Here is a 13511-nt window from a genome sequence, read left to right on the forward strand (position 1 = left end):
ATCTTACATTCAGTTTCTCTAATTGAATTGTTTTTATCAAGGTATAATATTTACAAAAACGGGTTCATTTTTTACTTATAGCTAATATTTTTTATGTTTTATCACTTTTTTTGTGCATTATTTACAATTACATAATATAAATTCTATTTTTTCAAATAAATCTTTTCCTTGGGTAAAAAGCTTACTGCGGTCTCTGCCATTTCTTCAGGAGTTTCCTGCATACCCTTTTGTACCCAATTTTCCAAAACTGATATACAACCAAAAATAATATAGTACCTGTAATATTCAAATTGTTTTAACGATTTATCCTGAAATTCGTCTTTCCATCTCAGCATATATTTTTCATGTAAGTTATTTCCTATTTTTTCCTGACCACTAATGTTGTTTATGGGAAAACTTAGCAATTTGCCCTTTTGTGGGTTATTATAAAAATAATTAAACAGTCTGTTGAAAAAACCGTAGGCATCTCCTCCTTCTGTTTCTAAAACAATTTCTTCCACATCATAGGTGATTTCATTTTGAAGAGTTTCTAACATTTCCACAGGACTTTTATAATACTGATAAAATGTTGCTCTTGTAATATCCGCCTTTTTTGCCAATTCACTGACCGTTATATTTTCAACACTTTTTTCTTTCAGAATAGAAATAAGAGCATCTACAATTAACTTTTTAGTTCTTATAATTCGTCTGTCTTTTTTTCCTTCCATAAATTACCTCACAACAACCTATGTTATAAAAAATTTTTCCCCCTTTGTCAACTTTACAATCTTAAAACAACTCATCAATTACATTTTTTACAGTGCTAATATCCTTCTGAATGTATGCTTTCGCCCCACAAAATAAAAGTGCATTTTCAATATCACCCTTTGCTGCTGCGATAAGTCTCTCAGTAATACAATAATCAATTTCTTTAGGATTACAATTTTTCAAGCATCTAAGACATTTTGATGGTGGAAATTTTTCACCCTTTATAACTTTCTCCATAAATGAATTCATTATCGCCCTTCCCGGCATTCCCACAGGACTTTTGACTATAGTAATATCTTCCTTATTTGAACTGACATATGCGTTTTTATAACGTATATCCCCATCACATTCTACCGTAGTAACAAATTTTGAAGCTACTTGTATTCCGTCCATTTCTAAATCAAAAGCATGTTGTACATCATCTTTGCTCTCAATCCCCCCAGCTAAAATTAATGGTATATGTTCTCCATATAAATTTTCATATTCCATGACTACTCTTTTAATTTTTTTAACTTCATCGTCAAAATTTAAGTTGCTATTGTATTTTATAATTTCATCTTTTGAAAATCCCAGATGTCCTCCCGCCTTTGGTCCTTCTATGACAATAAAGTCAGCCGTTCTTCCATAATATTTGTGCCAATATTTTAAAATAACTTTTACTGCCTTTTCTCCCGACACAATCGGGGCAATTTTCACATTACTTTCCCCTATATATTCCGGTAATTTAACCGGCAGTCCGGCTCCCGAAATAATGACATCGGCTCCCGCCTTTACCGCTTCCATGACCTGCTCCTTATAATGGTTAAGTGCCACCATTATATTAAATCCTATTATTCCACCATGAGCTATTTCTCTTGCTTTTTTCATTTCGCTGTTTATTGCCCTTAAATTTGCCTGCAAAGTATTACTATAAAAATCCGGTTCTCTGTATCCTATCTGTGCTGTGGAAATAACACCTATTCCACCGCATTTTGCCACTGTTCCTGCCAGAGACGAAAGAGATATTCCCACCCCCATTCCTCCCTGTATTAATGGAATCCTTGCTGTTAAATCTCCTATTTTTAATGTTTTTACTTTCATTGTTACTCCTACATTCTTCTAAATCTGTCATATCTTTTTTCCACAAGTTCTAAGGCATTTAATGACTCATATCTGCTAAAGAATCCCTGTATTTCTTCATCTATATTTTTTATGGTTTCTTCCATATTTTCAACAGAATAGTGCTCCGGTTCGTCAATTATTTTTTCTATTATATTTAATTGTAATAAATCAAAAGACGTAAGTTTCATTAGTCCTGCAACTTCTTCCGGCTTCTTCGTTCCCCTAAACAATATACTTGCGTATCCCTCAGGGGATAAAATAGAATATACCGAATTTTTCAGCATCCACACCTCATCTGCCACAGCCAGCGCCAATGCACCTCCACTTCCCCCTTCTCCAATTACAATGGACAAAACAGGCACCTTTAAGTCTGACATTTCAAAAAGATTATTAGCTATTGCCTCGCCCTGCCCCCGCATTTCCGCTTCCACACCACAAAAAGCCCCTGCCGTGTCCACAAAGCAAATTATTGGTCTTTTAAATTTTTCTGCCTGTTTCATAAGTCGTATGGATTTTCTATATCCTTCCGGATTTGCCATTCCAAAGTTATGCTTTAAGCTATCCTTTGTATTATGCCCCTTTGTATTGGCAATTACTGTTACCGGCTTTCCATGAAAATATCCTATTCCACCTACAATTGCCCTGTCATCTCCAAAATATCTGTCACCGTGAAATTCCATAAAATCATCAATTAACCCATTTATATAATCTAAACCTGTAGGTCTCATCTTATCCCTTGCCTTAACAACTCTTTCCCATGGAGTAAGCTTGTCCCTGACTACATTATCTGTTTTTGTTTGGCTTACATAATTTGCATTTTTGTCACTTTCATAATGCATCTTTATAATATAAGAAAGGGTATTTTTTAACTTATCTCTCTCAACAATTGCGTCAATAAATCCATGTTCTAATAAAAACTCTGAGCTTTGAAAACCTTTTGGAAGTTTCTGACCGATAGTCTGCTCTATTACTCTTTGGCCTGCAAATCCAATAAGAGCGTTAGGTTCTGCTAAAATAATATCTCCCAGCATGGCAAAGCTTGCAGTAACACCTCCTGTTGTAGGATCTGTCAGTAAAGAAATATACAGATTTCCACTGTTTCTATATTTTTTTAATGCTGCCGAGGTCTTTGCCATTTGCATAAGAGAAACTATTCCCTCCTGCATTCTGGCACCACCTGAACAGGCAACTATTATTAGGGGAAGATTTTCCCTTTGGGCTTTTTCTATTGTTTTCGTAATTTTTTCCCCTACTATGCTTCCCATACTTGCCATCATAAAACGTCCGTCCATAATTGCTATGGCTGCCGGACTCCCCTTTACCGAAATTTTCCCTGTTATAACAGCCTCGTCAGTTTTAGTTTTTTCCCTTGTGTCAGTCCATTTTTTCATATAGGCTGCATCTTTTAAAGGATTTACAAAATCACTATTGCAAAACCATTCTTCAAAAGACTTTTTATCGGCTATAATTTTCAATCGGTTTCTTGCATTTAATCTAAAATATCCACCACACTTAGGGCATACATAACTATTTCTTTTTACATCATCAGCCAATACCGGTGATTTACAGCTTTTACATTTTACATATAATCCCTTTGGCACATCCGCCTTACTTTCTCTTATTTTTATGTCCGATTTTTTTATAAGATTTTTTATTATCATTTTTGTTTCCTATTTCTACCTATATAATATCAGGGCAAATTTCTTTGCCCCCTTCATCAACCTTTATTCCAATTAAAATGTTCAAGAAAATTTATATCAAAATTTCCTGAAATATAATCTTTGTTATTAATAATGTCATATGCATAGTCAATATTAGTGTGAACCCCCTCAATTACCACTTCCCCTAATGCACTTTTCATTTTCTTTATTGCCTCATTCCTGTCTTTTCCATGCACAATAAGTTTTGCCAACATTGAGTCATAGTATGGCGGAACTGTATATCCTGAAAATGCTGCTGAATCTGTTCTTATTCCGTTTCCTCCCGGAAAATGAAGAGCAACTATGGTGCCGGGACTTGGCATAAAATTTTTTTCAGGAATTTCTGCATTTATTCTGCATTCTATGGCATGTCCCGTTAATTTTATATCATTTTGTTTTAACTTAAGTTTCTCTCCCTGGGCAATCAATATTTGTTCCTTTACTATATCAATTCCGGTAATGCTTTCAGTTATTGGATGTTCTACCTGAATCCTTGTATTCATTTCCATAAAATAATATTTTCCGGTTTTATCCAACAAAAATTCTACTGTTCCGGCATTTTTATATCCCGCTGCCTTAGCTGCTCTTACTGCCATTTTTCCCATTTCTTTTCTTTGATTTTCACTTAAAACAACAGATGGTGCTTCCTCAAGTATCTTTTGATGGTGACGTTGTATGGAACAGTCTCTTTCCCCTAAATGAATGACATTGCCATAATTATCTGCAAGAATCTGAAACTCTATATGTCTTGGATTTTCTATAAACTTTTCCATATACATGGTATCATCCCCAAAGGATGCCATGCTTTCCTTACAGGCAGCCAAGAATCCCGATTTTAATTCATCCTTATTATAAGCAACTCTTATGCCTTTTCCTCCCCCTCCTGATGCCGCTTTTACTATTACAGGATAACCTGTTTTTTCTGCTTCCTGTAATGCATGATTTAAATCCTTTATCTCATTATTAGTCCCCGGTACTACAGGAATTTTAGCATTAATCATAGTTTGCCTTGCAGCAACCTTATTTCCCATTTTTTCAATTACAGTGTAATCAGGGCCAATATATGTTATATTGCATTGTTTACATAACTTTGCGAACTGGGGATTTTCAGATAAAAATCCAAATCCCGGATGTATGGCATCTGCCCCATGAGTAACCGCAGCACTAATAATACTTTCCATATTAAGATAACTGTCTTCAGAGGATGCTCCTCCAATACACACTGCTTCATCTGCCAACTGTGTATGTAGTGCTTCTTTATCTGCAACTGAGTAAACAGCCACCGTTTCTATTTCCATTTCACGACAGACTCTTATGATTCTTACTGCTATTTCTCCCCTATTAGCAATCAGCATTTTTTTAATCAATTTAAATCACCTCTAAAATCTACCCAACCATAAAGGTTAGTTCTCCTTTTGCCACTATTTCTCCGTCAACTGTTGCCACGGCACTTCCAATTCCTATGGGACCCTTAGAAGATATTATTTTAGTTTCTAATCTAAGCTTATCTCCCGGTTTTACCATTTTCTTAAATCGGAATTTATTTATCCCACCAAAAAACGCCGTTTTCCCCTTAAATTCCTTTTTACTTAAAATTGCCACTGCCCCTACCTGGGCTAATGCTTCAACTATAAGAACTCCCGGCATAACCGGCTGATTAGGGAAATGTCCCTTAAAGAAATCTTCTCTAAAGGTCACACACTTATATCCTACTGCAAATTCTCCCGGCTTAAAGTCCTCAATATAATCTATCAGTAAGAAAGGGTGCCTATGGGGGATTATTTCTTCAATTTCCTTTATTCCTAACATATTTTCACTCCTCTATAATAAACAATGACTGGGCGTACTCCACTGCCTCACCGTTTTTTACACAGATTTTCTTAAGTGTTCCGCTACAATCAGCCTCAATTTCATTCATTAATTTCATTGCCTCAACTATAGCCACTATCTGTCCTTTTTCTATCTTGTCCCCCACACTTACAAAGGGTTCCTCATTTTCCCCCGGTGCTAAATATACAGTTCCTACCAGTGGGGAAATTATCTCTTTTTCATTTATATTTTCTTCTTTATTGTCCCTGTTAATATCTGCTATGTCAGTTTTTGTAATATTCTTTTCAGTAGAAATATTTTCTGAAACATTATTTCCACCGGAGTTTTTTGATATGTAAACTCTTGTATTATTTTCCTCATATTCAAATGTATCAATGTCTGCCTGCGACACTTCTCTTATAAGATTTTTAATATCATCTATTCCCATTTTCTAATCCTCAATAAATTTTTTAATAATTAAACTGGCATTGTGTCCTCCAAAGCCAAGGGAGTTAGTCATTGCCACATTTACCTCTGTGTACTCACCCTTTCCTGCCATATAATTCAAATCACACTCTTCATCAGGATTTTTAAGTCCCACTGTCTGATGAATGTAATTATCCTCTATGCTTTTAACGCAGGTAATAAATTCAACACCTCCTGCTGCCCCCAACAAATGACCTATCATAGACTTGGTAGAATTGATTTTCACATTATATGCAGCATCCTTTAATGCTAATTTAATTGCCCTTGTTTCAAATAAATCGTTATGATGAGTGCTTGTTCCATGTGCATTTATATAATCAATCTCTTCAGGCTTTACTCCTGCCTCTTTCATTGCAAAAATCATTGCCATTGCAGCGCCACTTCCATCTTCTGCCGGAGATGTAACATGATATGCATCACAGGTTGCACCATATCCCACTATTTCACAAAGGATTTTGGCTCCTCTTTCTTTTGCATGTTGTAATTCCTCTACAACCACCACTCCTGCTCCCTCTCCCATAACAAAACCACTTCTGTTTTTATCAAAGGGAATGGATGCCTTTGTTTTGTCTGTTTCTTTGGTAAGAGCCGTAAGTTTATTAAAACCTGCCAATCCAAGAGGTGTAATGGAACTTTCAGTACCACCGGCTATCATTACATCTGTCTCACCACATTGAATGCTTCGGTATGCCTCCCCAATCGAGTGGGTTCCTGTGGCACAAGCCGTTACAACATTAATACACTTTCCCTTTGCTCCTAAATCAATTGCAACATTTCCTGCTGCCATGTTAGATATCATCATTGGCACAAGCATAGGTTTTACCCTGTCATTTCCCTTAGTCATAAGTTTTTGGGCTTCTTCTTCCATATCACCTAGTCCTCCGATTCCGGAACCGATACTTACCCCTACTCTATAAGGGTCTTCTTCCGACATATTTAATTGTGCCTGATTTACAGCCTGATTTGCTGCACAAACAGCATATTGAGAAAAGGCAGACATTCTTTTTGCCTTTTTAAAGTCCATATGCTCTTTTGCCACAAAATTCTTAACTTCCCCTGCTAATTTAACCTCATATCGGGATGTATCAAATTTAGTAATATTGTCAATTCCAATTATGCCTTCTTTAATATTCTCCCAAAATTCCTCTACTGTATTTCCTATGGGGGTAATTGCCCCTAATCCTGTTACAACAACTCTTCTCATTTCTGCCTCCCATATTACATAATCATTCCACCGTCAAGATTTATAACCTGACCTGTTATATAACTACTTTTATCTGATGCTAAAAAAGCTGCCAATTCTGCCACATCCTGTGGCGTTCCAAATCTTTTAAGGGGAATTTGGGATAAAATATTTTCCTTTACCTTATCTCTTAATACATCTGTCATTTCTGTCATAATAAATCCCGGTGCAATGGCATTAACATTTATGTTTCTTTTGGCAAGTTCCTTTGCAACTGATTTGGTAAGTCCTATAATTCCCGCCTTTGAAGCTGCATAATTAGCCTGTCCCGGATTTCCTGCCACTCCTGATATGGAAGATATATTTATAATTTTTCCATATCTGTTTTTAATCATTGATTTAGACACAAATTTAATACAGTTGAAAGTTCCTTTAAGATTAGTATTAATTACACTGTCAAAATCCTCTTCACTCATGGAAAGTATGAGGCCATCTTTATTTATTCCGGCATTATTTACAAGAATATCTATTTTTCCAAACCTTTCTACGATATCTCCAATAAATTTCTCACATTCCTTAAAGGATGCCACATTGCATTTTACAGCCTCAGCATTTCCACCTTTGTCCTTTATCTCCCTTACCACCTGTGCGGCCTTTTCCTCTGAGCCATTGTAATTTACAATTACATAAGCTTCTTCTGCCAGTTTCACAGCTATTTCTTTTCCTATTCCTCTTGATCCACCGGTTACAACAGCTATTTTTTTATTATCCATTTCTTCTTTTCCTTTTGATATTCCTATCTTAAATCATCTAATTTTTTTAAATCTTCAACTGTGGAAATATTAATGTGTCTGACTGTTTTATCTATCTTTCTAATAAAACCTCCAATTGTCCTTCCAGGACCAATTTCCACAAAAGTATCCACACCATTTTCAATCATACATCTTACACTTTGTTCCCACTTGACCGGGGAATATACCTGCTGTTTTAATAATTCCTTAGTGTACTTTATATCGTCCACATATTCTCCGGTTACATTGGAAACATATGGAATGCTAAGGTTGTTAAAAGTTACCTTTTCCAAGTCCCTGCCTAATTTTTCTCCTGCTTCTTTCAAATATGGAGAGTGAAATGGCCCTCTTACCTTTAACTTTACGCATCTTGCTCCTAATTTTTTTAAATCCGGAACAGAACTTTCTATGGCTTCCACACTTCCTGTTATTACAATTTGTCCCGGGCAGTTATAATTAGCCACTGATACGCCATCTTTTTCTCTTAAGACATTATCAATATCTTCTTTATTAAGTCCAAGAACTGCTGTCATGCCTCCAAAGCCCTCTGGCACGGCATTATTCATATATATGCCTCTTTTCCTTACCAGACTTATTGCCTCTTTCTCATTCATTCCCCCTGCTACACATATAGCCCCATACTCTCCAAGACTTAACCCTGCAGTAACATCCGGGAAAATTTCCCTTTTAATAACTTCTCCTGTTATTGCCAGATAGGTTGTAACTAATGCTGCCTGAGTATACTCTGTATTGTTTATTAAATCATTTTCCTCAAAGCATACCTTTTTTATGTCAAAATCAAGAATACTTTCTGCCTCATTGTATATTTGTTCAGCTTCTTTGCTTTCCTTATAAAAATCAGCTCCCATGCCGGGGTTCTGCACTCCCTGTCCCGGGTAAACAAACGCCATTTTACTCATAATTTTCTCCTAACATTTCTAGCAATTTACAGCCCTTTTCCACAGTGTCCTTTATGATATCTTCACAGCTTTTTTTCTCTTTAACAAGACCTGCTATCTGACCTGCCATTAAGCTTCCCTTTACTGCATCTCCTTCTACCACAGCCCTTCTAAGGCCCCCAAGGGTTAGCATTTCCAGTTCATTAAATTCTGCACCTTCTGCCTCTTTTTTTATGTATTCATTTGACATTTGATTTCTTAAGACCCTTACAGGATGTCCCGTAGTTCTTCCTGTTACCTTTGAATCAATATCTTTTGCCCTAATTATTTTGTTCTTATAATTTTCATGAACATTGGCTTCAATGGATGCCACAAAAACTGTTCCCATTTGAACGCCTTTAGCTCCAAGGATTATGGCTGCCATAAATCCTCTTTCATCTGCTATGCCTCCTGCTGCTATTACAGGTATGTTGACAGCATCTGCCACCTGTGGTACAAGACACATGGTTGTTATTTCCCCTATGTGTCCTCCTGCTTCACAGCCTTCGGCTACAACTGCATCAGCACCACATCTTTCCATCATTTTAGCCATTGCCACGCTGGCAACTACAGGAATTACCTTAATTCCACTGCTTTTCCACTGTTCCATGTACTTAGCCGGATTTCCTGCACCGGTAGTAACTACAGGCACCTTTTCCTCAATAATTACTTTTGCTATTTCATCTGCCTCAGGGTTCATTAACATAATATTTACACCAAAGGGCTTATCTGTTCTTTTTTTAACTTCTCTTATTTGCTCTCTGACCCAAACAGCCGGTGCACCGCCGGAACCTATAATTCCAAGCCCTCCGGCATTTGAAACGGCGGCAGCTAAATTAAAATCTGCCACCCATGCCATTCCACCCTGAATAATAGGATATTTAATTCCAAGTAATTTTGTAATTTCAGTAGTCATTTTCCACTCTTCCTTACTTGTTTTCATTAATGTAATTTACAATATCTTCTACTGTCTTAATTTTTTCCAGATTTTCTACAGGGATCTTTATGTCAAATTCATCCTCAAGTGCCATAACCATTTCAAATAAATCAAGGGAATCTGCATTTAAATCCTTTTCAAATGATGCATTAGGGGTTACTGCTTCCTCATCCACTCCTAACTGCTCAACAATTATTTCTCTGATTCTTTCAAACATTTCTTTTCTCCTAACAAAAAATTTATTTACAATCCGGATTTACCGGTAATTGCCTCTTTTAAAATTCTAAATAAGTTGCCCCATAAGATAAGCCGGCGCCAAATCCTGCCATTATAATTTTGTCTCCTGCCTTTATTTCATCTAAACCATTTAACTTATCTAGAAGCATTGGTATACAGGCTGAGGAAACATTGCCGTAATCCTCAATATTTAAAGGAATTTTTTCCAACGGAATTTTTGACCTTTTTGCTATGCCTTCTATTATTCTGCTATTTGCCTGATGCAAAAGATACTTATCAATTTCATCTTTATCCATATGGATTTTTTCAAGAAGCGCCTCTATACATTCCGGAACTTTTTTTACGGCGAACTTAAATATTTCACCGCCATCCATGTTTATGTATGTTTTTTGAATATCCTGAAAGGCTATATCAAATTGCCCTTGATGATTTTTTCCCAAATTAGTTTTCCTTAATGCAAAGGGATTTTCCATTGTAAGGGCATCTCCATTTTTTCCATTAGAAAACATTACTGTTTCAAACATGGCATTTTCATCCTTTTTTATCACTACAGCTCCTGCTCCATCACCAAATAATATGCATGTTTTCCTGTCACTCCAGTCTGTAATTTTTGACAAGCTCTCCGCCCCGATTATCAAAGCGGTGTTTATTAATCCTGTATTTATAAATGTCTGGGAAATATTATATGCCGTTATAAATCCCGTACATGCAACATTTATGTCAAAGCAAAATGCATTTTTTGCATTTATCGCTTTTTGAACAAAACATGCCGTTGAAGGCAAAACAAGATTTGAAGAAACAGAGGATACAATAATCAAATCAATTTCATCAGGTAAAAGTCCACTGTTTTCCAATGCTTTTTCTGCAGCCTTAACTGCCATATCGGCTGTGGTTTCTTTATCACCTGATATATGTCTTGATTTCACACCTGTTCTTTCCCTTATCCATGTATCATCAGTGTCAAGATATTGTGCCAAATCCTTATTAGTTACTATTTCCTTTGGTACATAAGACCCGGTTCCAATTATTTTTCCAAACATTTTCTTCTCCTTGTCACAAATTAGTTGCTAGTATATCCGCACAAACCATCATCGTCAATACTTTAAAATGATGATTTACAAAGGGAAAAAATGTTGTTTAATATCATACATTTTCAAGGATTTTTGTATAATAATCCGGTAATTTATGTTTTTTAAGGCGGACTTTTTGAGGATGGAGTTATCTGATATTTTGCTTATCAAACCGGAACAACCCTTAATCTGTATCATCAAAAACTTTGATTACACAAAAAAAATCCATCTAAAGCACATAGATTTTATCTATATGCCTTAGACAGATTTTTTTCTATTAAAATATATATTATTACTATAATTTGTGTATTTTCAAAAAAACTAATTTATTTCACTATATACTTTCTCAATTTCATCATTAAACTGATTACTAAGTTCTTCATAATTGTAATCTTTCCTGTTCTCTGCCTCCTTTAATATTCCCTTATACTTATCTAATACAGGTGTTAATTTTTTAATTCTATACTCTGCATCCGGAATCTTATCCTTTGGCATTGAACCTTCCGACATCTCTCTTTCCATATCAGATATTGCAACTTCTATTGTTGAAATTCTTGCATTCAACTCTTCCTTATAATCAAATAGACCATATTCAATTTGCTTATTTCCTAATTCCTCTATAGTTTTATTATATTCTTTCGCGTCTTCATCACTAAGTCCCTTTTGGTCCAATATGTCTTGTGCCTTATTCTTCAGTGATTCAATCTCCTGTTTTTGTTCCTTTACTGTTATGGGCTTTTTATAGCCTTTTCTTATGTTTCCTTCTGCATTATTGTAAGTAAAAAACAATAACGAAGATACCAAACATACGCCTACCATACTAACTACTACTTTTTTCATAATATACCTCCTACCACTTTTCAATTATTTCTTCTTTCCCATATTATAATACACAACATACGAATAATTTGTTGTACTTATATAATCATGTAACATAATTCCTAACATATTACTAGTATGTTGAGCCATTAACAGTGTATCAAACCCTTTTGAACTCTTACCTTTATCATAACTAACCTGGGAGCGCTTAATTTCATTAGAAGAATAACCATACTGCACCACATCGCCGGGTTCAATCATTTTATAAATAAGTGATGCATATGCATTTTTCTGTTTATCATTTAAACTAGATATCTCTTTTCCTGCACATACAACGCGTTTAGACCAATATTTTTTAAAATATGTAGCATTTTCCCACGTTGCTGAATGTGGTCTCCAATATCTCACATCTTCATATGATGGTAACTTACTCGACCTTCTTTTACCACCTTGTTCAATACATTGAGACGCAAAATTCGTACAATCTAAATTTGATTTATAATACCCGGCTGTATTATAACCTTTTGCCCACATCTTAGCATAATATGCAGCACTTGACTTACTATAATTCTTATCTATCGTCGCTGCACCTACCGTATGCAAACTAACCAACATCAAGCAATTCACTACCTAAAATAATTTTACCGTTTTTCTCATATAAATTTACCTCGTTCATCATATTGTAATCACATTTATATTGTATCATTTTATTTTTTTGCTGTCAATATGTTTTCAGTTAATCGCCATTAATAATCACCTTAATAATCACCTAATAGACTTCTCCTATTTAACCATAAAGTCTATAACTTCCTTAACATCCTTTTCATCATCTATTGGCAACATTGATAACTCTGAAATATTCATATACTCTTCTTTGTCTATGTTATAATTTACAATCATATTCGTATATACATTTGTCCAATTAGATTCATCCCCTTCAATTTGAGGAGTCACCTCAAATTCAATTTTATCTCCTTTATGAATCCTGATTGGTAAATCAGATAAATTTCCAATCTGATTGTCATTAACATACACTTTTGTTTTATCTATATTAATCATTCCATTAGTACTCAGGGATTTAATTGTAATATCAGTAGTTGCCTTATATCCGTATGACAAAACCGTGTCAGTTCCACAAAAAGCTGTTGGATTTTTGTCAGATTGCAAATCTTTAGTATTATTATCTTCATCGTCTATAAAAGTATAACTGAGAGGTTCTTTAAATTTTATCTCCTCATCTTTACCATTGATGCATAACATAACACCATCAACATTAATAATATCATCTTTTTTCTTTTTACCAATATCCACTGTAACTATGTACGAGCAAAGGGAATAATCTCTGTATGCAAAAGTTTTAGCAAAATCTTCTACACTTATTTTCCCATCATAGTTTACTTCGTCTAATCCATCTCCACTCAATCCATTTACCTTTATTGCGGGTGTTTCACCACTATATATAAAATCAATACATATCCTTATTTCATTGCTACTACAAAAAACCATTTGGTTAGCCATTGTTGTATTATAAACCACGCTTACGCTACTCTCTTTTGAACAAGACGTTAACAAAAAGCAGCTTAACACCGCCAATAACATAATTTTTTTATATACATCTTTACCTCCTGCACCATTCTCGTCATGTATTTCCTATTTTACACTAATTATTCAGTTTAATTTTTTCCTGTTTTGT

At 35.1% G+C, this 13511-nt stretch carries 15 protein-coding genes; all 15 read right to left on the reverse strand.

The genetic code is table 11. The annotated features are described in order from the left end of the window. Nucleotides 1-143: 143 nt before the first annotated feature. Complete coding sequence (locus H8S00_RS00485) at nt 144-707, reverse strand: TetR/AcrR family transcriptional regulator (protein WP_021953690.1); 564 nt, start codon at nt 705-707, stop codon at nt 144-146. 61 nt (nt 708-768) lie between these two features. Beyond that, nucleotides 769-1827, reverse strand: coding sequence for an NAD(P)H-dependent flavin oxidoreductase (locus tag H8S00_RS00490; RefSeq protein ID WP_186839781.1), 1059 nt, complete (start codon nt 1825-1827; stop codon nt 769-771). An 8-nt stretch (nt 1828-1835) separates the two neighbouring features. After that, on the reverse strand, nt 1836-3509 hold the full coding sequence (locus H8S00_RS00495; RefSeq protein ID WP_186839782.1) for an acetyl-CoA carboxylase carboxyltransferase subunit alpha: 1674 nt from the start codon (nt 3507-3509) through the stop codon (nt 1836-1838). A gap of 56 nt (nt 3510-3565) precedes the next feature. Continuing rightward, nucleotides 3566-4915 carry an acetyl-CoA carboxylase biotin carboxylase subunit gene (locus tag H8S00_RS00500; RefSeq protein ID WP_118589146.1) on the reverse strand — a complete coding sequence of 450 codons (1350 nt, stop codon included), beginning with the start codon at nt 4913-4915 and terminating at the stop codon, nt 3566-3568. 19 nt (nt 4916-4934) lie between these two features. After that, nucleotides 4935-5357 carry a 3-hydroxyacyl-ACP dehydratase FabZ gene (fabZ, locus tag H8S00_RS00505; protein ID WP_021953686.1) on the reverse strand — a complete coding sequence of 141 codons (423 nt, stop codon included), beginning with the start codon at nt 5355-5357 and terminating at the stop codon, nt 4935-4937. 4 nt (nt 5358-5361) lie between these two features. Next, nucleotides 5362-5805, reverse strand: a complete 444-nt coding sequence (gene accB, locus H8S00_RS00510; RefSeq protein ID WP_021953685.1) for an acetyl-CoA carboxylase biotin carboxyl carrier protein — start codon at nt 5803-5805, stop codon at nt 5362-5364. A 3-nt stretch (nt 5806-5808) separates the two neighbouring features. Further along, on the reverse strand, nt 5809-7047 hold the full coding sequence (gene fabF / locus H8S00_RS00515; RefSeq protein ID WP_021953684.1) for a beta-ketoacyl-ACP synthase II: 1239 nt from the start codon (nt 7045-7047) through the stop codon (nt 5809-5811). A gap of 14 nt (nt 7048-7061) precedes the next feature. Then, nucleotides 7062-7799 carry a 3-oxoacyl-[acyl-carrier-protein] reductase gene (gene fabG, locus H8S00_RS00520; RefSeq protein ID WP_118589149.1) on the reverse strand — a complete coding sequence of 246 codons (738 nt, stop codon included), beginning with the start codon at nt 7797-7799 and terminating at the stop codon, nt 7062-7064. Between the two features lie 23 nt (nt 7800-7822). After that, the gene (gene fabD / locus H8S00_RS00525) at nt 7823-8737 is read right to left on the reverse strand and encodes an ACP S-malonyltransferase (protein ID WP_118589150.1); all 915 of its coding nucleotides are present in this window, start codon (nt 8735-8737) and stop codon (nt 7823-7825) included. Further along, nucleotides 8730-9671: an enoyl-[acyl-carrier-protein] reductase FabK gene (gene fabK / locus H8S00_RS00530; protein ID WP_243053042.1), complete on the reverse strand. Its 942-nt coding sequence runs from the start codon at nt 9669-9671 to the stop codon at nt 8730-8732. The genes fabD and fabK overlap by 8 nt, the downstream gene beginning before the upstream one ends. Before the next feature lie 13 nt (nt 9672-9684). Further along, the gene (acpP, locus tag H8S00_RS00535; RefSeq protein WP_021953680.1) at nt 9685-9909 is read right to left on the reverse strand and encodes an acyl carrier protein; all 225 of its coding nucleotides are present in this window, start codon (nt 9907-9909) and stop codon (nt 9685-9687) included. Nucleotides 9910-9967: 58 nt separating this feature from the next. Further along, the gene (locus tag H8S00_RS00540) at nt 9968-10969 is read right to left on the reverse strand and encodes a 3-oxoacyl-ACP synthase III family protein (protein ID WP_186839783.1); all 1002 of its coding nucleotides are present in this window, start codon (nt 10967-10969) and stop codon (nt 9968-9970) included. Between the two features lie 351 nt (nt 10970-11320). Next, nucleotides 11321-11839: a hypothetical protein gene (locus H8S00_RS00545; protein WP_021953678.1), complete on the reverse strand. Its 519-nt coding sequence runs from the start codon at nt 11837-11839 to the stop codon at nt 11321-11323. A 24-nt stretch (nt 11840-11863) separates the two neighbouring features. After that, on the reverse strand, nt 11864-12433 hold the full coding sequence (locus tag H8S00_RS00550; protein ID WP_186839784.1) for an amidase domain-containing protein: 570 nt from the start codon (nt 12431-12433) through the stop codon (nt 11864-11866). A 168-nt stretch (nt 12434-12601) separates the two neighbouring features. Then, entirely contained in the window at nt 12602-13417 is an 816-nt protein-coding gene (locus H8S00_RS00555) for a hypothetical protein (protein ID WP_186839785.1), read from the reverse strand. Nucleotides 13418-13511: the final 94 nt, after the last annotated feature.

The organism is Eubacterium segne (assembly GCF_014287775.1).
Lineage (GTDB): Bacteria > Bacillota > Clostridia > Lachnospirales > Lachnospiraceae > Eubacterium_G > Eubacterium_G segne.